Consider the following 20,268-nt stretch of genomic DNA (forward strand, 5'->3'; position numbering starts at 1 on the left):
TTATACGATATTGCTGACCGTATGCTTACTGCCAGTATTATCACTGACAGTAAGCTTACTGCCAGTATGCTTACTGCCCGGTATGAGCAGCAGAAGGATCGTACTGACTTTCTCCACCATCCCCAGAATTAGTGTTGTCGGAGTTGCCTAATCCGTCTAGCAAAGAATTTTCGTCATCTTGCGGATGGCTGTTAGGCTGATCTTCGCTACTATTATCCTTGCTGTCTTTGCTATCTTTATTAGCATCTTCCTTATTGTGATTATTTTCACTTGCGTGCGAACGGCCGCCTAAGCCCCACGTGCCATCGTGGCCGCCAACATCGCCGGTGTCTTCTGCTTCTGGGAATTTAACGTTTTGACCACCAGCAAGCGCCTTCCTCATATACGTAGTAAACATATGAACAGGGTAGTCGCTTCCTCCGCTGTAGCCGTGGAATGGCTTAATTACTTGCGGATTTCCTTTTGCATCCGGGCTCCACATAGCAAAAACAGTAACTACATTTGGTGTGAATCCAACGAAACTACCAGCAGTACCATCGTTTGCTGTTCCAGATTTTCCAGCAAGATCTTTTCCAATTGCTCTAGCTTCAGTTGCAGTACCATGCTGCACTACGCCAATCATCGCTTTAATAGCCAATGCTGTATCTTTTGGCGAAAATACCTGCTTACCGTTAGTTGGTGCGCGATAAAACTCTTTGCCATCAGGATTCTTTACGCTAGCTACAATATGCAAATCTGGTCGTATTCCCTTATTTGCAAAAGTTGCGTAAGCTCGAGCAATTTCGCTTACGTGCACAGGATCGTTGCCCAATACTGTAAATGGATTCTTACCGTTGACGCGCTTAGGACTTAATCCGGCCGTAACAGCATTATGCGCAACTTTTTTAGCGCCCAGCTTTTCTTGCAAAGACATGTACACTGTATTTACAGAATCTGCTGTTGCTTTATACAAATTAATTGATCCGTAACTAGCATTCGCAAAATTAGCTACAGGTTTTTCAATACCCTTAAATTTAAGCGGGGAATTACCATTAAAAAGCGTATCCAAACTTGTTCCAGCCTGAATTGCTCCAAGTAAAGCAAAAGGTTTCATTGTGGAACCAGGCTCATACAGTGCTTGTGTTGCGTTATTTAGCTGCTTTTTAAGATAATCGTCTCCTGCATATACGGAAATAATCGACCCGTCTTTTGCGTTTACTGACATTGCGCCAATTTGCAAATCTTGTGGCACGATTCCGCGTCCGCCTTGCGATGGGCTTGCAACTTTGAACATTAAGTCTTGTTTAGCTTTGTCAATAGTTGTAATAATGCGGTATCCGCCGCTATCGAGATCTTCTTGAGTAAATGCGCCGTTTCGAGTTAGCTCGTCTCGAACCATGTGCAATAAGTATCCTTGCGGGCCAGCATACATATTTTGCACAGTTTGCGTAATAGTTTTTGGCATCTTAGCTTTAGCCGCTTCGGAAGGAGTAATGTAGCCGTCTTCCTTCATAATTTTCAAAACTCGCTTAAAGCGAATACTTGCTTCTTTAGGGCCGATTGCAGGATCCCATCTGCTTGGAGCCGGTATGATTCCAGCCAAAAGTGCTGCCTGCGGCAATGTTAAATCTTTAGCTTTTACACCAAAATAAGCCTTAGCTGCAGCTTGAATGCCGTAAGCTCCGCGCCCAAGATAAATAGTGTTCATATAATTGCAAAGAACTGTATCTTTATCTTGAGTTTGCGCAATTTTTAATGCCAAAATAGCTTCGTGCAGTTTTCCAAGATACGTTTTAGTTTCGCCTAAATAGTAGCGTTCTGCGTACTGTTGAGTAATAGTAGAGCCGCCCCAGCGTCCGCGCTTTGTGACGTTATGAATAAGCGCGCGGCCGATTCCTTTGAAATCAATACCATTGTCTTGGTAGAAGGAACGATTTTCGGATGCAATAATTGCTTTGCCAACATATTTAGGCAGTGCGGAGCAGCTAATAATTTCGCGATTTTGTTCAGCAAAAGAGCCTAATTCTGTTTTTCCGTCGGAATAATAAACTTTCGTTTTATCGGCCATTGCAACTTTGTCTGGAGCAGGTATGTTGGTTGTGGCATACATAAAGCCAAAAACAAGCGCGCCAAGCAAAATAGGAACAAAAATTACAATAAGCAACCAAAAAATAATTGGGTGCCTTCCATGCCATGTTTTTCTGCGCTGCTGCCTAGTGTATGCTTGCGAGCGCGCGCGTCTTGAATTACGGCCGTCATAATTGGAAGACTTTTTATTATCGTAATAATCTCGATAATCGTATTGTTCATACTCACTAGATGGAACTTGTCGCATATTCGCATTATTAGGTGAGTGTGACGCTACACTTCGTGGCGTTTTTGCGCGCGAAGTAGAATTTCGCCTTCCATTATTACGTGTAACCATACATTCCACCGTAGCGCCCGGGCTGAATTTTCTATAATCGCAACTATTTAATAGCTTTTAATAATATTTAATAGCAACTATTTTTGAGTAAAAAAGACTTTAAAAAACTCATATTTGCCCATATTGGTTAGAGCAATAGTATGATGAAGTATGTGTGTGTGCGGCATAACGTAATGCCGCTGATTTTTGCAGGCAAGGAGTCTATATGAGCATCCGCGTTGCCATTGCCGGCGTAGGCAATTGTGCTTCGTCGCTGGTTCAAGGCGTTGAGTATTACAAAAACGCTGATGACGGTGAGAAAATTCCAGGGTTGATGCACGCTGTATTTGGCCAATATCGTGTGCGCGATATTGAGTTTGTGGCGGCTTTTGATGTTGATTCATTAAAGGTTGGGCATGATTTAAGCGAAGCAATTGGCGCTTCGCAAAATAACACCATTCGTTTTGCCGAAGTGCCAAATTTGGGCGTTGAAGTTATGCGCGGCCCTACGTACGACGGTTTAGGTGATTATTACCGTGAAATGATTGATGAATCCGATGCTGAACCGGTTGATGTTGCGAAAGTTTTGAAAGATAAGCATGTTGACGTGCTTGTGTCTTATTTGCCAGTTGGGTCCGAAGAAGCAGATAAAGCTTACGCAACTGCAGCTATGGAAGCTGGTTGCGCTTTTGTAAACTGCTTGCCAGTGTTTATTGCTTCCGATCCTGAGTGGGCGCAAAAATTCCGTGATGCTGGCGTGCCGATTATTGGCGACGATATTAAAAGCCAGGTTGGAGCAACAATTACGCACCGCGTTATGGCACGTCTTTTTGAAGATCGCGGAGTTCGCTTGGATCGCACGTATCAGCTAAACGTTGGCGGCAACATGGACTTCATGAATATGCTTCAACGCTCAAGGCTCGAGTCTAAGAAGATTTCTAAAACGCGTGCAGTAACGTCAATCGTGCCGCACGAAATGGATGAGCATAACGTTCATATTGGCCCATCTGATTACGTTGCTTGGTTGGACGACCGTAAGTTTGCTTTTGTTCGTTTGGAAGGCACGACTTTTGGTGATGTTCCGCTTAATTTGGAGTACAAGCTTGAGGTTTGGGATTCTCCAAATTCTGCCGGTATTGTTATTGATGCTGTTCGTGCTGCAAAAATTGCGCTTGACAGGCATTTGTCTGGCCCGATTTTGGCTCCAAGTTCGTACTTTATGAAGTCTCCAGCTGTTCAGCATGAAGATAGTGAAGCTCGTCAACTAGTTGAGCGCTATATTGCTGGCGAAGTTGAAGCGGACGAAACGCAGCTTAATGCTGATGTTGAAGAAGCAAAAGAGCATGGCAAAAGCGTGTGGCGTGCGTAATTTATTTAGTTAGCAATAATTTATTTAGCTAACGTAATTTATTACCACTAATTTATTACTACTCGACATATAGCGAAAATCGTGTAATATAGATAAAGCCTCCGTGTGGCACTACGTCACCCAATCCCCCCAGGGCAGAAATGCAGCAAGGGTAAGTGGCCTCTGGTGGGTGCGCGGGGGTTTATTATTCCCAATTTTATTGTGCGCAAAACTCGCGCTGTCGTAGAGACTGTCGTAAAGTCTAAAGTATGAGCGAAGAATTTACAGAAATTCATGACGAAAAGTCTGGTAATCAGTCTAACGATTCTGAAAAGAAGTCAGAAGGCGAATTATCGGACGGTAATTTGCAATCTAATAGTTTGCAAGATATTGAAGAGTTGCCTGAATTGCCAGATATTCAAGCATTTTCTGCAATGGATAATGAAGAATCCTCTAATTTAGATTTAGAAGATAATTCCGTATTAGATAAAGCAAATTCTGCAAAAAAGTCTCTTAAAAATTCTGCAAAAAATTCTTCTAAAAATTTAAATCAAGATTCTTTATACGAAGACGAAGAATCGGAATTTGATCCATTAACGAAACGCCCGCGAGTTTCTGCAATATTGTGGTGCGTTGCGCTCGCAGTCGTATTTTTAATTTCTGCAGCAGGACTTTGGTTTGTGTGCGTGCAAACTGTAATAGGCCAAAGCTACGAAGAAATGGTTATTGACGGTTTTGGATCTCACGGAGTTCCGTCGTGGCTGAAGCTGTGTTTAAAGCCGCTTTGTAATTCAATAGTTGTTATTGCTGTTGGAGCTCTTATAGCTGTTGCTGCACTAGTTGTGGCATGCGTTAGAAGGCGATGGTGGCTGCTCGGTCAATGCGCAGGAATTATTATTTTGGCTGCAGCAGCTGAACCGCTTAAAAAAATTCTTCCTCGACCAATGCTTATTAACATACAATATTTGTCGGCAAATTCTGCACCTTCAGGTCACGCTTTACTTGTTGCAACAGCTTGTGCTTTGCTTATTTGCACGGTTTCGCGCGTTTGGCGCGCTTGGGCAGCTGTTGCTTCTACTGTAATAAGCGTTCTTGTGCAACTTTCTTTGATTGCAGGACATTGGCATAGAGCATCTGACGTTATTGTGTCGCTTCTTCTTGTTGGTGCAATAACGCTTATTGTTCTTGCTTTAACACGTAGTAGCGGAATGGATTTGCCTGCTTATAGGCGCTCTTCAGTAAGTGTGCAAATCGTTGGAAGCTCAATGATTACGCTTGGCGTGTTCTCCTGCTTGTATGCTGAATATTTAGTTTGGCAAATTCTTCCGGGAGTTGATATTTTCGCACAGTGGGCTGCAAACGTGTCTTATATTGCAACATACTGGTTAATTATTGGTGTATCTTTGCTAGTTTATGGAGCAATTATGGTAATGCGTCACTCTACTGCGTCGCCATTAAGTAGGCTTGGTTTAGTAGGCGCTCCGCCAACTCCACCGTCTGCAGCATAAGTAATATGTCTACTCTATCTGCTTTTATCCACCGAGGTGGAATTTAATAGACGTACTGCATAAGTTGCGATACAGTTAGCGTGAAACATGTAGTTCACAGCTGTGTGTTTGATTTTGTTAGGAAAGGAGCGAATATGACAGCAGAAAATAAGCTAGTCATTGTGGAGTCTCCCACGAAAGCGCGTAAAATTGGCGGGTATTTGGGTAATGGATACACCGTAATGGCGTCAGTGGGGCATATTCGCGACCTCGCTCAGCCAAGTCAGGTTCCAGCCTCACGCAAAGCTGCGTTTGGCAAGTTCGGCGTAGATGTTGATCACGGATTTACGCCATACTATGTGGTTGGTGCTGATAAAAAGAAAACAGTTGCTGATTTGAAGACTGCGCTCGCCAATGCGGACGAGCTGTATCTGGCAACTGATGAGGATCGCGAAGGCGAAGCTATTGCATGGCATTTGGTTGAAGCTTTGAAGCCAAAAGTGCCTGTAAAGCGTATGGTTTTTCACGAGATTACTAAAGATGCGATTCGTTCTTCGTTAAGTAACACTCGTGACGTTGACAACAATATGGTAGATGCTCAGGAAACTCGTCGCGTGCTTGACCGCTTGTATGGCTATGAGCTTTCGCCAGTATTGTGGCGTAAAGTTGGCCCAGGTCTTTCCGCAGGGCGAGTGCAGTCTGTTGCCACGCGTCTTATTGTTGAGCGCGAACGTGAGCGTATGGCGTTTACGAAGGCGTCTTACTGGGATATTAGCGCTGTTCTGCATGCTGCTGATGCAGATGGCCGCGATGTTGATTTTGAAGCTCGAATGACTGAGCTTGATGGACGTCGCTTGGCTGCTTCTAAAGATTTCAATTCAAAAGGTGAGCTTGTTGCTGCAAAAGGCGAGTCGCAGCTTGCTTTGCATGTAGATTCAGATTTTGCAAACAAACTTGCGCAATCTTTGCAAAAAGCAGATTTCATAGTTGACGCTATGGAAACTAAGCCGTACCGTCGCCGTCCTTTGCCGCCTTTTACTACATCAACTTTGCAGCAAACTGCAGGAAACCGACTTTCGATGAGCTCGCGTCAAACTATGCGCGCTGCACAAGCTTTGTACGAAAACGGCTATATTACTTATATGCGTACGGATTCCGTAACGCTTTCTCAAGAAGCTATTGCTGCTGCGCGAAATGCTGCGCAAGAAGCTTTTGGTGCTGAATATGTTGCAGAATCTCCTAAGCAGTACGCAACCACTTCCGCTGGAGCGCAGGAAGCTCACGAATGTATTCGTCCTGCTGGAGCGCGCTTCTTAAGCCCGGATGAGCTTGCAGATAAATTACCTGCGGATCAGCTGAAATTGTACACGCTTATTTGGCAGCGCACTCTTGCTTCCCAAATGGCTGATGCTACTGGTTTTACTGCAACTGTTAAGTTGAATGCAAGTGCTGGAGAATATGGTGAAGCTTTGTTCCAAGCTTCTGGAACCGTAATTACTTTTGCTGGTTTTATGAAGGTTTTTGGCGCGTCTTCTGCATCTGATTCAGATAATGATAAAGCTTTGCCGCCAATGCAAGCAGGTGACGTTCTTGAAGCTCAAAGCGTTACTGCAGACGGTCACGAAACTCAGCCGCCAGCTCGCTACACGGAAGCTTCGTTAGTAAAAACGTTGGAAGCTAAGGAAATCGGTCGCCCTTCTACTTACGCAAGTATTATTTCGACGATTATTGATCGCGGATACGTGTACGAGCGCGGGCGCGCGCTAATTCCTTCTTGGCTTGCGTTTGCTGTAATTAAACTTTTGGAAGCGAATTTCCCAAAGTATGTTGATTACGCGTTTACTGCAGATATGGAAAATGGTTTGGACAGAATTGCGCACGGTGAAGAAACTGGGCGCGATTGGTTGACTAGATTCTATTTTGGTTCTGGAGATGATTCTGCTAAGTCTGCTGACGAAGCGCATATTGGTTTGCAGCAGCAGGTTGCTGAACTTGGCGAAATTGACGCGCGCGAAATCAACACTATAAATATTGGCGACGGCTTGCATGTTCGCGTTGGTCGTTACGGCCCGTATTTGGAAGATACTAAGAATTTGGATGCTGAGGGCAATCCTCGTCATGCTTCTTTGCCAGAAACTTTGGCTCCAGATGAGTTGACTGTTGAGGAAGCTCATGAGTTGCTTGATCATAATGCCGAAGGACCTAGAGTTCTTGGCACTGATCCGGAAACTGGCGGAAGCGTGGAAGTGCGTAACGGTCGTTTTGGCCCGTACGTGGCATTGGTAGAAGCGCAGAATGATTCCGAAGAATCTAAGTCTTCTAAAGCGCGTCCAAAAATGGCATCTTTGTTTAAGACTATGGATCCTGCAACATTAAGTTTGCAAGATGCTTTGCGACTTTTGAATTTGCCGCGTTTGGTTGGCGAATATGAAGAAGTTGATGCCGAAGGCGTAGTAAAACTTGCGCGAATTGAAGCAAATAACGGCCGTTACGGTCCGTACTTAACAAAAACTTATGTTGCAGTTGATGCTTCTGCCGGCGAAACTGTGGATTCCAAGCCGGAGACGCGCTCTCTTGCTAGTGAAGACGCTATTTTTAGTACAACTTTAGAAGAAGCTCAAGCTTTATTTGCGCAACCAAAGTACGGTAAGCGTACTCGAGGCGCAGCTAAGCCTCCTCTTCGTGAGCTTGGCGCGGATCCGGAAACTGGTAAGCCTGTAGTAATTAAAGACGGTTTCTACGGGGCTTATATTACGGATGGTGAAACTAATCGCACTTTGCCAAAGCAGTATACGCCTGAGTCGATTGATCCTCAGGTTGCGTTTGAGCTTTTATCTCAAAAGCGAGCTGCGGGTCCTGTGAAGCGTAAGAAGCGTACGACTAAAAGCACTAAGTCTACTACTGCAAAAAAGACGACCGCAAAAAAGACGACTGCAAAGACTACCGCTAAAAAGTCGACTGCTAAATCGACTGCTAAATCGACTGCTAAAAAAGCAACGTCAGCAAAAGCAGCAGAGTAGAAATTATAAGTAGGGTTGACTTATGGAATCTTACAATAGTGATTTTTCTGGCGGTTGCGCTTGCGGCGGAAACTGCGGTTGTGGCGGTGCGGACGCGGCTGAAAACAAAGGATTGTTTATATCTTTTGAAGGCATTGATGGAGTAGGCAAAACTACGCAAGTTGAAGCTTTAAAAAAGCATTTACAGTCTTTAGGACGCGAAGTAGTAGTTACGCGTGAGCCTGGTGGCACTTTGCTAGGTAAGTCTTTGCGCGAAATATTGTTACACGGATCTTTTGTTGCTCCTAGAACCGAAGCGCTGCTTTTTGCTGCAGATCGTGCCCAGCATGTTGCGGAAGTTATTCGCCCTGCAATACAGCGCGGAGCCGTTGTGATTACTGACCGTTATATTGACTCTTCGCTGGCGTACCAAGCAGGCGGCCGCGAATTCACAATTGAAGATATACAAAACTTAAGCGAGTGGGCCACGGACTCTCTGTGGCCTAATCGCACGTATTTGCTAGATATGCAGCCAGAAGAAGCTTTTAAGCGTTTGCATCGTCAGCAGGATCGCATGGAATCTGCTGGAATTGATTTCGCAAGGCGCACGCGTGAAGCTTTTTTGGATTTGGCGCAAGAAAATGAGGAGCGTTACCGCGTTCTTGACGCAACTTGCTCTGTGCAATCTTTAGCTGATCTTATTTCTAAAGATGTAAATAATTTAATTGCTAAAACTGAGTCTGAATAAAAATTAATACGGACAAAACTTAATCTGAATAAATTAGCAACAGCGAATCTAGGGGGTGAAGCGATGAGCGTGTGGGATAGCGTAATTGGGCAAACGCAAGTAGTTCAACGCTTGCGTAAAGTTGCTTGCGCGGATGCTAGTAAAATAGCGCAATCCTGGCTTATTTGCGGAGCTGCCGGATTTGGTAGTGTGCAAGTTGCTAAAGCTTTTGCTGCGGCTTTAGAAAGCCCGGATCATGGCGAGGGCAGTGGCGAAAATAGTGGCGAAAATGGGCTTAGTAAAACTGCTCGCGAAGTTTTAGCTGGCTCGCATCCGGATGTTCACACTCTTACCACAGAAGGCATAACTCTTAGCGTTGAGGCCGTGCGCGAAGTTATTGGAATTTCTGAGCAAATGCCAAGCATAGCTCCGTGGCGAATTATTATTATTGAAGACGTTGGAAGAATGCTTGAGCGTAGCACAAACGTGTTGCTTAAAGAAATTGAAGAGCCGAGCGAGCACACAATTTGGTTGCTTTGCGCTTCAAGCCCTCAAGACGTGTTGCCAACAATTCGCTCTCGCACGCAACTTGTGCAATTAGCTACTCCGGATGAGCAATCAATAGCGCAATATATTGTTTCAAAAACAGGAGTTGAAAATAATCTTGCAAATCGCGCGGCTAGACTTTGCCAAGGAAATGTGGAAACTGCGCTTCTTTACGCAAGCGATGAGCGCGCTTTAAGCAGGCGAGATGAGCTGGTTGCGGGCTTACTTCGTATGCACGATGCTGCAGACGCGATTATGCTTGCGTCAACGCTTATTGAAGACGCAAAAGCGCAAGCCGAAGATGAAGTGCAGCGCAGCGTTGAGGCTCAACAAAATGAGTTTCGAAGAATTAACGGTTTAGCAGATTCGGACAGAGTTCCGCCAAAATTGCGCACGGCTTACAATGCGATTGGCAAAAAAGACGAAGTAAAGCGCAAAGTTACGCGCGTAAGCCGTGACGTTTTGAATCGCTCGCTGGACGCGATTAACAGCGTGTATCGTGACGTTTTAGTCGTGCTTAACAATGCTCAGAATTCTTCGCCAATAATAAATCAAGATTTTAAATCTGATATTTTGGCGCTATCTAAGAATCTTACGGTTTCTAGCGCTCTTAATTGCGTTGACAATATTGCTACAGCTCGCAGGCGTATTGCTAGAAACGGCAACTCAACGCTTGTTTTTGAAGCGCTATTCTGCTCGCTTTTGTAGAAAATAGCGTGCTATAGTCGCCACGGAAGTGACATGTCGCTCGTGCCTATTCTCGGAGCGTTCGTTGACTCGCGGCGCATGATTTCCGGCCTAAATTCCATGTGCGCTGGAAGCCAATGTTGCTCGGACTTGTCAACAGTTGTTAAGCGAATCGCCTCGCGAGCAATCTGCTGGTAAGGAGGCCTGATTGAAGAAAGTTTCGGCTCGGATATTTCTGCCTGCTTGCTATCTCCGTAACCTATTACGCGAACGTCTTGCGGAACCCTTAAAGAAAGCTCACTTAAAGCCAAAAGTGAACCCATCGCCACAGCGTCATTTGCACAAATAATCGCGTCCGGTTTGCGCGCTTGTTTAGAAGCGGAAGCAGAGAAAAGTTTCAAAGTATCCTTAAACCCACGCTGATACGTAAGCTCGCCAAAAGTAGTCCAATCTGGCTCAGAAAGCAGGCTTAAGCGGCTCGCTGCAGTTTGGAAATTCGCGAATAAGTTTGCGCTTTGCGTAGAGTTAACTTTTCCGCTTAAATAAGCAATATTGTGCGCGTCGTGATGCGAAAGATGTATTAAAGCAGCTTCCATCATAGATTCTTGATCCATTCCAACCCAGTTAATATGGAACGAAGTAGCTGTGCCGCCAATTTGCACAATCGGAAGATTATCTACGTAATTTTCAAGTATTTTTGTTAAATCAGTATTATTAGACGGCATCACAATAAGACCGTCAACATTATGCTCAATAAGCTCTTCTATGCGCTCTTCTTGCGATTCCGCGTCTTTCCCTGTGCCAACAAGAAGTATTTTATCTATTTTCTTAGCCGCTTCATCCAGCGCGGAAAGCATATTTATGTTGAACGAATCGTCTCCGCTGCTTGTGCTTATTACAACGCCTATGGTGTTTGTAGTGTCGCTTCTTAATGCGCTTGCTGCGTAATTTACTGAATAATTAAGCTGTTCTGCGGCTTTTCTAACGCGTTTTGCAATATCGTCGTCTTTGGCTCGACGCCCAGAAAGCACGCGAGATACTGTTGCGATTGATACTTTTGCAAGAGCCGCTACATGAGTAATGGAGGCATTTTGATTAGTTTGATTTGTCATATTTGCCCCCGAATAAGCGCGGTGCTGTAGTTATTGGTAAACAGCACCGCAAAGTGAATTAAAAGTAAGTATTGTTTATTTGCTCGCTTATTTATTTTATTTATTTGCTTGCTTTTATATTATTCGCCTTTCGTGACTACTTCGATAAGCTTAGCTGCTACATTTTCAGCATCTTCACCATCGACTGTAATTGTGATTGAATCACCCTTGGTAATTCCCAATCCCATAATCGAAAGAATGCTGTTTGCACTTACTGGAGCGCCTTCGCCTTTTGCGATTGTTACAGTGCAATTTGATGCCATTGCTGCTTGAGAAAATTCCGATGCAGGGCGTGCGTGAATGCCAACAGGGTCTTCGATAGTAGCGGTTCGAGTTGCGATTGCCATTTTTTCTCCTTTGAACATTAATTTAAATAGTAATTTAAATTTCTACTTTTATTTTACTTTTCATTAAAAGTTGCATAAAAGTCTTATAAAAGCAAACTATATTTTCTACAGTTTTTGTTGCTATCTTTAATGTTAAGTGTAACACAATTAACCGAAAAATACAGAAAACGTTTTCACTTGTTGTAACAACGTTTTTAATGGTGTATAGTTTCATTAGTAAGAAACGTTTACCTACAAGAAATGCTTCTGCGACGTTGCGGCTTTGGTAAAGATTTTTAAACCTAAAGGAGGGTTTAAGTATGGTAATCACTGGTGTTGGTATTGGTCGTTCAATGGCATCCGGTGAAGTATTGTGCATGGCACCTGCTTTGCGTGAACCAGAAGACGTGGCACGTTCTGAAGCAATATCAATTGAAGATGCCAAAACTTCAGTACGAAACGCTCTAAATGCGGTAAATAAAGATTTAAATCAACGCGCGGAAGCTGCTCTTAAAGCAACTGATGAAGGAACCAAAAAAGCGGCACCAATTATGCAAGCTCTTGCACAAATGGCGTCTGATCCTGCATTAATAAGCGCAATTGAAGCTGGAATTTCTGCTGGAAAAACGGCTGAGCGTGCTACTTGGGAAGGATTTGCGCAATTTGAAGATATGTTGCGTAATCTTGGCGGCTATATGGCTGAGCGCGCAGGAGATTTGCACGATGTTGGCCAGCGCGTTATTGCGTCTTTGCTTGGTGTTGAAGCTCCAGGCGTGCCAGAAAGCGATTCGCCTTTTGTGCTTGTTGCTAAGGATCTTTCGCCTGCGGATACTGCTTCGCTTGATTTAAGTAAGGTTCAGGCAATCGTCACAATTGACGGCGGCCCTACAAGCCACACGGCTATTCTTGCGCGCGCTCGCGGAATTGTTGCGGTTGTTGGTGCGCACGATGCTTCTCAATTAAAGAACCATCAGATGGTTGTAGTAGATGCAGCTAATAGTCGAGTTATAAGCGATCCTAGCGAAGAAGAAATTGAGCGTGTTAAAAAATCTCGCGAACGTTTAAGCCGTGCGCGTGAATTGCGCGGATTGCTTGGCGGAACTGAAGATGGTCACATGATTCCGCTTTTGGCTAATGTTGGAAAGCCTTCAGATGCTCAAATTGCGCACGAATATGGTGCAGAAGGCGTCGGCTTATTCCGCACTGAATTCCTGTTTATTGGTAACGAGAAACCGCCTAGCGTAGAAGAGCAAACGGAAGCATATACAAAGCTTTTATCTCAATTTGAGGGCAAGAAAGTTGTTATTCGTTTGCTTGATGCCGGCGCAGATAAGCCTTTGCCATTCTTAACTCCAGAAGATGAGCCAAATCCTGCGTTAGGACTTCGCGGTTTGCGCACATTAAGGCAGCATATGGATGTTTTAGATGGCCAGCTTGAGGCTTTGGCTCGCGCTGATGCTGCAACTAACGCAGATTTGTGGGTAATGGCTCCAATGGTTGCGGATGAGCACGAGGCAGCGTATTTCGTGAAGCTTGGTAAATCTAAAGGACTTAAGAAGGTCGGCGTTATGGCTGAGGTGCCTTCTATTGCGTTGGTTGCCGATGAAGTAGCTCAAGTTGCTGATTTTGTGTCTATTGGAACGAATGATTTGACGCAATACACTCTTGCAGCAGACAGAACCCTCGGCTCTGTTTCCAACTACCAAACTGCATGGCATCCTGCTGTGTTGCGCGCAATCAAAATGATTGCGGACGCCGGTAACGCGCATGGAATGCCAGTTGGAGTGTGTGGAGAAGCTGCTGCGGATCCAGACTTGGCGATTGTTCTTGTGGGTCTTGGCGTTAACTCGCTTTCTATGACTCCGGTTGCTTTGGACGAAGTTCGTGCGGAACTTATGCAAACCACATTCGCTCAAGCTCAGGCTCAAGCTCGCGAGGCTTTAGCTGGAAAGTTCTATCACTCAATTATGCAGGATTAACAAAAACGGGAGTAACAAAATCGCAAATAAAAATAAAAAATCGTAAATAAAAATAAAAAATCTGTAACAAAAAATCAGTAAAAAATTAAAAATAATCAGAAAAGAGAAAATATGAGCGCTGATATTGACGAGCTTCTTCCGGATGCTGCAGTTAATCTTGACGTTGCGGCTAAGGATTGGCGCGATGCGATTCGTCTTGCGGGCGATGCTTTGCGAGAAGCTGGCTTTACTACGGACGAATACACGGATCAAATGATTGAAACCGTCGAAAAAATGGGTCCGTATATTGTTATTGCTCCAGGCTTGGCTTTGGCTCACTCAAGGCCGTCTGCAGCAGTTCTTAAAAGCGGTTTAAGCTGGGTTCGTTTAAGCACGCCTGTTGAATTCGGAAATGCAGCAAACGATCCAGTTTCTTTAGTCATTGGTCTTGCAGGTCATGATGAAAGCGAGCATATTGGGGTTATGGCCGCAGTTGCTTCAGCTTTGTCTAACTCTGTAAAAACTAAAGAACTTGCGCAAGCAAAGACTGCGGAAGAAATTCGCGCAATTCTTAAAAGTTAGACACAAAACAGCAAAATTTGTAAAATTAAAAATGATAACTCAACGAAAGAGGCTATTATGAATATTCTGTGCGTTTGCGGAAACGGCATTGGCACGTCTGTACTGCTCAAAATCAATGTTGAGGCTGCAGCAGCAGACCTTGGTCTTGATGTTACGGTTACTACTTCCGATGCTGGAAGTGCAAAAGGTACCGCTAATATGAACGACCTTGTGCTCACATCTCCTCAGCTTGCTCCTGAGCTTGAGGGAACTACCACTCCTGTAGAAACAATCGAAAATTTCATGGATGTTGAAGAGGTGAAGAGCGTACTTGAGCGTTACGCATAGTGATTACTACGCATAGTGATTACTACGAATAGTGACTACTCATCGCATTTGCTTTTCTCCGGGAAATAAAAAGAAGGAATAAAAATGAACATCGTAGTTCAGGTTTTAAATTTCATAAGTCAGCAGATTTTAAATGTGCCGGCTTATTTGATTGGTATTATTGCGGCAATTGGCCTTATTGCGCTCAAGCGTAGTGCAGGACAGGTTATTGCTGGCGGCTTGAAGGCTGCTATGGGTTACCTTATTTTGGGTGCTGGTGCTGGCGTTGTGGTCGGCGCTCTTGCTCCGTTTGGTGACTTGGTTTTGAAGTCGACTGGCGCTCACGGCGTTGTGCCTACAAATGAGGTTATTACAGCTCAGGCAGCAGGCCAGTACGGTGCTACTTCTGCATATATTATTGTGCTTAGCTTCGTGCTTATGCTTCTTGCTGCACGCTTTACTCCGCTGAAGTACATCTTCTTGACTGGCCACCACATGGTGTTCATGTCTATGTTGCTTGCTTTGGTGCTTTCTGTTGGCTTCGGCGCAGGTAACCAGCTTCTTATTGTTATTGTTGGCTCCATTATTATGGCTACGGTTATGGTTGTTTTGCCAGCTTTTGCTCAGCCATTCATGAACCGCATTACCGGAAGCGATAAGCTTTCGATTGGCCACTTTAACTCTTTGAGCTACATTGTTTCTGGCGCTGTTGGTGCAGCCGTTGGTAAGAAGTCGAAGTCCACTGAAGATATCAACTTCCCTAAGGGCTTGAGCTTCTTGCGTGATTCCATGGTTTCCACCACTTTGTTGATGGTTGTGCTTTATCTTGTGTTCGCAGTGTGGGCTTCTATTGTGTTGCCAGCAAAGGAACTCTTCAAGATTTTCGCATCTAACCCTACTGATTACAGCGCATTCTACATGGCTGCTTTTGCTCAGGCTTTGCAGTTTGGCATTGGCGTTAGCGTGATTCTTTACGGCGTTCGTATTATCTTGGGCGAATTGGTTCCTGCATTCCAGGGCATTGCTAACAAGGTTGTGCCAGGCGCACGCCCAGCATTGGATATTCCAATCGTGTTCCCATACGGTGCTAATGCTTCCCTCATCGGCTTCTTGGCTTCCTTCGTTGGCGGTCTTGTAGCTCTCGGTCTTATTGCAGTATGGATGGGACCTGCTTGGGGCTTGGCTTTGATTCTTCCTGGCATGGTGCCTCACTTCTTCGATGGCGGCGGTGCTGGCGTGTTTGGTAACGCAACCGGCGGTCGTCGTGGCGCTATTCTTGGCGGCTTTATCAACGGCTTGATTATTACATTCCTCCCAGCAGTATTGCTTACTGTTATGGGCTCCTTCGGTTTGGCAAACTCCACCTTCGGCGATGCTGACTTCGGTTGGGTTGGTACTGTTGTTGGTAACTTCGCTCACCTTGGTGCAGGCGTTGGTGCTGTGAGCTTGATTGTTTTTGCTGTTATTCTCTTCGGCTTGGCTTGGGTATGGCAGGTTAAGGTTGTTAACACCGGCTGGCTTCCTGCAGTAAAGCATGCTGAGTTCATTGAAGGCATTAAGGAACAAGAGCGCGCTGCTAAGAAAGCAGCTATGGCAGCTAAGGCAGCTAAGGCTGCTGAAGCTCACGAGGAGGCTGCCAAAAAGTAAAAATCTAGTATAAAATCTTCATTTTCTAAATCAGTGCGCCCGGTTCTTTTACGGCTGGGCGCACGTTTTTATTAATCTCGTTTTATTAGCACAGTTGATTAGTGCTGTGTAATGGTAGATACTTAAATTATGAATATTTCAACAGATTTCACAATTATTCCGGACGATTATTCTAAAGCTGCACCGTCGCAGAATAAAATTAGCGGAGTTCCAGTAGTTTCGTTCCCTTTTTACATTGATAATATGCCATCTTTTGTGCACTACTTGCATTGGCGACTTGTTGACGATGACGCAATACCGGTATGTGGTTTTGAGTGGATTCATTGGACGGTTGCGAACGTTCCAGTAGAAGCGTTAATGTTTGATTTTAACGATTCTCACGCTTTGCAAATTCCGGCAGATTTTTCGCGACAAATGCCTTCGATGATTCCAGAAGCAGTTCAAGGACGCAATTCGCAAGCAAGCAGATTTGTTGGTTGCGAAGATCCGGCAGTTACTATGCGCTATAACGGGCCGCAGCCTCCGGATAAAGATCACGAATACATGTTTGAAGTTTTTGGAACTAAAGATCCACTTCCAAATCTTCAGCAAGGATTCTATATGAACGAATTATTGCGCGAAGTGCGCAAATGCACTTCCGGCGTAGATGCAGGCGGAATATTCTTAACCGGTCGCGCCTAATTTAAGTAACTAGCGATAGAATCAATCAGGAATAAAAATTAGTAAAATATTAAAACTCACAAATGGGGGATGCTTATGGCATGCACAACAATTCTCGTCGGCCGCGGCGCAAGTTACGACGGATCAACTCTTATTGCGCGTAACGAAGACTCTGCGAATGGCGAATTTAATCCAAAGCGTTTGGTGGTAGTAAAGCCAGAAGAACAGCCTCGCGTTTATAAGTCCGTTCTTAGCCACGTAACAGTTGAGTTGCCAGACAACCCAATGCAATACACAAGCGTGCCGAATGCGGATTTGCGCGAAGGAATCTGGGGAGAAGCTGGCGTAAACGAAGCAAACGTTGCAATGAGCGCAACCGAAACTCTTACTTCCAACGAGCGCGTTCTTGGCGCAGACCCAATGGTAGAACTCCAAAAAGCGCACGGTAAGGAAGGCGACGCTGATTACAAGCCGGAAGTTCCAGGTGGAATTGGCGAAGAAGACTTTTTGACAATCGTTTTGCCTTATATTCGTAGCGCTCGCGAAGGCGTTGAGCGTTTGGGTGCGTTGCTTGAAAAGTACGGCACTTACGAGATGAATGGCGTCGCTTTTTCGGATGTGAACGAGATTTGGTGGCTTGAAACCGTCGGCGGCCATCATTGGATTGCTAAGCGTGTGCCGGATGAAGCTTATGTTGTTATGCCAAATCAGCTTGGAATTGACGAGTTTGATTTAGACGACGCTTTTGGCGATCAAGAAGAGCATATGTGCTCTGCTGATTTGATTGAGTTTATTAAAGAAAATCACTTGGATTTGTCGGTAGAAAACGCTTCCCCGTTCAATCCTCGCGACGCTTTCGGCTCCCATTCGGACGCTGACCACGTTTACAACACTCCGCGCGCATGGTTCATGGAGCGCTTCTTGAACCCATACGACGAAGTGTGGGATGGTAAAGATGCGGATCACCGTCCGGATAGCAACGACATTCCGTGGGCTCGTCAGCCAGAACGCAAGGTTACGATTGAGGATGTTAAGTACGTTTTAAGCTCGCATTATCAGGGTACTGAATATGATCCTTACGGCAAGCTTGGCGACGAGCATACTCGCCATATGTTGCGCCCAATCGGCATTAATCGTCAAAGCGAGCTTGCAGTAATGCAAATCCGCCCTTATATGCCGGAAGAAATGCGTACAATTCAGTGGATCACTTACGGCTCTAATCCTTTCAATTCTTTGGTGCCGTTCTATCCAAACGTAAATCGCACTCCAAAATATTTGGAAGATACTACTACTCGCGTCACAAGCGAAAACTTCTACTGGGCAAATCGCATTATTGCAGCTCTTGCAGATGCTGCGTTTAATGACACTGCAAACGCAATCGAACGCTACCAGGAAACTGTTGGATCTCTTGGACACGCAATGGTAAAGGCTACGGATGCTACAGTGGCAGATCTTCTTGGCGTTGCTTTGAGCGAATACGAGCCTGCGCGCGAATGTGACGAAGATGGTTATTTGGGTGACGTAGTGCGCGATCCGGAAGAAATTATTTCTGCTCTTCGTAACGCAAAAGTGCGTGAGGCTTTGGCTGAAGCGAATGACGATATGGCAGCAAAGTTGAAGAAAGAAACGGATTCTTTGCTTGACACTGTGCTGTACATTACCAGCATGCGTATGAAGAATGGTTTTAATCGTTCTGATCACTAAATTTAAATTTTATTAAAAAATAAGTGCCTTCCTTGCGAAATGAACTTTTTATTTCATAAGGGAGGCATTTTTGTTACCTTTTGTTATTTTGCTATAGATGTTAGTAATAGCGCGCATAGATATTGTGCGTAGTGGCTATGCTGCAAGCAATCAATCGTATAGTATGAATCATGTAACTAACAATATCCGTGTGCATTGTTGTGAGACTATGCCTATGAAAGAGGGGTACATGAGCATTCTTGATTCATACACTACAACATTCGGTTTGGTTAAAAAAATTGATGCCTTTGGGTATTTAGATTATTTGAAGCAGCATCCTAACGAGCCTCGAAAGCACGGAAAAGTGCTTTTGGTTACTGCGGATACTCCGCTTAAAGCTTCTCGCGGTGAAGGTAAAACGACCACAACTATTGCGCTGGTTGACGCTTTGCGTGAGCGCGGTGTGGATGCGGCTGCGGTTCTTCGCCAGCCGAGCATGGGCATTACAGCAGCTGGTTCTAAAGGTGGCGCAAGCGGCGGCGGTAAGTCTTCGCTTTCTCATCCTGAGCTGATTGACTGGGGCTTGTGTGGTGAAATGGCTGCTATTGCTTGCGCGCAGAATTTGCTTGTGTCGTTTGCAGAAAAAGCAGTTGATGAAGGTGTGCTTGATACTATTTTGGTTCCTCGAGTAAGTGAGGTTCCTTCTCGCTCGTTGCGCAGTATTGCGGTTGATTTTGGTAAAGGAACTGTTCCTGAGCGCGTTGTGCTAACGCCTACTTGCGAGCTTATGCAAATTGTGGTTCTTTCTCGCAGCATGGATGAGATTTCGGAGCGCGTTGCCGCAATGATTGCTGGCACGAAGGATGGAGTTCCTCGTAAATTCGGCGATTTTGTTGACTTGTGGCGAATTACTAATATTCTTGCCGATGCTGTAAAGCCTGCTAAAACGGAAACTATTAACGGCTCTCCGATTTATGTGCATTGCGGCCCGTTTGCAAACGTTTCGCTTGGTATTCCAAGTTTGGTAAGCGTTGAAATGGCTTGCGCTGAGCATGATGTTGTGGTTGTTGAAGCAGGATACGGCACGGATGCTGGCGCTCAAAAGTGGCTGGATATTGCTTCTCGTGAATTTGGCGCGGCTTGGCCTGCGGCTGCAGTTGTGGTTACTCGCGCTACAACTTGGCGCGATGACGAAACTTTGGCTTGGCGTTACCCGTTCCATGTTGCGCGACTGGAATCGCTTAATATTCCTACTTTCCCGCTTATTAATTTGTGGGAAGGTGAGGATGATCAAGTACCTGAATTGTTGGCGCAAGCTAAGACTTTAGGATTTAGAAAGCCGATTGTTGGCAATCTTTTCCGCGATGGCGGCGACGGTTTGGCAGATCAGCTTGACGATTTTGTGTCGGTAATTAGTGCTGATGCTGAAACGCAAGTGCCAGAAAGTCGCAGAGGTAAAGCGCTTTTGGACCGCGTTAAGTTGCTTTGTGAAGAAGCTTACGCTGTTCCAGCTGAGCGTGTGATTGAAAAAGATGGTTTTGAGGATTCGTTATCCGCGGCTGAGGATTTGTGCGCGAATGCTGGCGTTGATTTTAACAGCCTTGCGCTAGTTGCGGTTAAGTCTCCTGCAACTATGACTGACGACGATCATAAGCCTGCTGAAGAGCGCACTGTGACCTTAAAGAAAGTGGAAGTTCACGCTGGTGCTGGCGTTGTGCAAGTCAACTTGACTTCTTCGCTCACAACTCCAATGCCAAAAATCGTGTGAATTGGCTAGG

Annotated in this window: 15 protein-coding genes and 1 other RNA gene; 13 read left to right on the forward strand and 3 right to left on the reverse strand. The window is 45.1% G+C overall.

Translation table 11 applies throughout. The annotated features are described in order from the left end of the window. Window positions 1-70: 70 nt before the first annotated feature. Window positions 71-2,404, reverse strand: a complete 2,334-nt coding sequence (locus ACTJLE_RS01145; protein ID WP_481267059.1) for a transglycosylase domain-containing protein — start codon at window positions 2,402-2,404, stop codon at window positions 71-73. A gap of 205 nt (window positions 2,405-2,609) precedes the next feature. Between ACTJLE_RS01145 and ACTJLE_RS01150 the strand changes: the two genes are divergently transcribed. From ACTJLE_RS01150 to ACTJLE_RS01175, 6 genes are all read left to right on the forward strand, one after another. Next, a complete protein-coding gene (locus ACTJLE_RS01150; RefSeq protein ID WP_481267060.1) occupies window positions 2,610-3,752 on the forward strand; it encodes an inositol-3-phosphate synthase in 1,143 nt (380 codons plus the stop codon). Between the two features lie 92 nt (window positions 3,753-3,844). After that, an RNA gene (gene ffs, locus ACTJLE_RS01155) (signal recognition particle sRNA small type) lies at window positions 3,845-3,941 on the forward strand. A gap of 59 nt (window positions 3,942-4,000) precedes the next feature. Further along, a complete protein-coding gene (locus ACTJLE_RS01160; RefSeq protein ID WP_481267061.1) occupies window positions 4,001-5,239 on the forward strand; it encodes a phosphatase PAP2 family protein in 1,239 nt (412 codons plus the stop codon). 134 nt (window positions 5,240-5,373) lie between these two features. Beyond that, on the forward strand, window positions 5,374-8,238 hold the full coding sequence (topA, locus tag ACTJLE_RS01165) for a type I DNA topoisomerase (protein WP_481267062.1): 2,865 nt from the start codon (window positions 5,374-5,376) through the stop codon (window positions 8,236-8,238). Between the two features lie 22 nt (window positions 8,239-8,260). Continuing rightward, entirely contained in the window at window positions 8,261-8,965 is a 705-nt protein-coding gene (tmk, locus tag ACTJLE_RS01170; RefSeq protein ID WP_481267063.1) for a dTMP kinase, read from the forward strand. A 63-nt stretch (window positions 8,966-9,028) separates the two neighbouring features. Beyond that, a complete protein-coding gene (locus ACTJLE_RS01175; RefSeq protein WP_481267064.1) occupies window positions 9,029-10,198 on the forward strand; it encodes a DNA polymerase III subunit delta' in 1,170 nt (389 codons plus the stop codon). A gap of 11 nt (window positions 10,199-10,209) precedes the next feature. Here ACTJLE_RS01175 and ACTJLE_RS01180 read toward each other — a convergent pair whose 3' ends face one another. After that, window positions 10,210-11,289, reverse strand: a complete 1,080-nt coding sequence (locus tag ACTJLE_RS01180) for a LacI family DNA-binding transcriptional regulator (RefSeq protein WP_481267065.1) — start codon at window positions 11,287-11,289, stop codon at window positions 10,210-10,212. Between the two features lie 119 nt (window positions 11,290-11,408). Next, a complete protein-coding gene (locus ACTJLE_RS01185) occupies window positions 11,409-11,675 on the reverse strand; it encodes an HPr family phosphocarrier protein (protein ID WP_481267066.1) in 267 nt (88 codons plus the stop codon). A gap of 299 nt (window positions 11,676-11,974) precedes the next feature. On the opposite strand from ACTJLE_RS01185, the gene ptsP reads away from it, so the two are divergent. From ptsP to ACTJLE_RS01220, 7 genes are all read left to right on the forward strand, one after another. Continuing rightward, a complete protein-coding gene (ptsP, locus tag ACTJLE_RS01190) occupies window positions 11,975-13,633 on the forward strand; it encodes a phosphoenolpyruvate--protein phosphotransferase (RefSeq protein ID WP_481267067.1) in 1,659 nt (552 codons plus the stop codon). Window positions 13,634-13,744: 111 nt separating this feature from the next. Next, entirely contained in the window at window positions 13,745-14,194 is a 450-nt protein-coding gene (locus ACTJLE_RS01195; RefSeq protein ID WP_481267068.1) for a PTS sugar transporter subunit IIA, read from the forward strand. Window positions 14,195-14,251: 57 nt separating this feature from the next. Next, complete coding sequence (locus tag ACTJLE_RS01200; RefSeq protein WP_119487489.1) at window positions 14,252-14,521, forward strand: PTS sugar transporter subunit IIB; 270 nt, start codon at window positions 14,252-14,254, stop codon at window positions 14,519-14,521. Between the two features lie 84 nt (window positions 14,522-14,605). Then, a complete protein-coding gene (locus ACTJLE_RS01205) occupies window positions 14,606-16,147 on the forward strand; it encodes a PTS ascorbate transporter subunit IIC (protein ID WP_481267069.1) in 1,542 nt (513 codons plus the stop codon). A gap of 129 nt (window positions 16,148-16,276) precedes the next feature. Further along, window positions 16,277-16,828: a YbhB/YbcL family Raf kinase inhibitor-like protein gene (locus ACTJLE_RS01210; RefSeq protein ID WP_481267070.1), complete on the forward strand. Its 552-nt coding sequence runs from the start codon at window positions 16,277-16,279 to the stop codon at window positions 16,826-16,828. A 75-nt stretch (window positions 16,829-16,903) separates the two neighbouring features. Further along, on the forward strand, window positions 16,904-18,511 hold the full coding sequence (locus tag ACTJLE_RS01215) for a C69 family dipeptidase (RefSeq protein WP_481267071.1): 1,608 nt from the start codon (window positions 16,904-16,906) through the stop codon (window positions 18,509-18,511). A 229-nt stretch (window positions 18,512-18,740) separates the two neighbouring features. Continuing rightward, window positions 18,741-20,258, forward strand: a complete 1,518-nt coding sequence (locus tag ACTJLE_RS01220) for a formate--tetrahydrofolate ligase (RefSeq protein WP_481267106.1) — start codon at window positions 18,741-18,743, stop codon at window positions 20,256-20,258. Window positions 20,259-20,268 lie beyond the last annotated feature (10 nt).

Source organism: Gardnerella sp. CCPDSM (assembly GCF_056754715.1).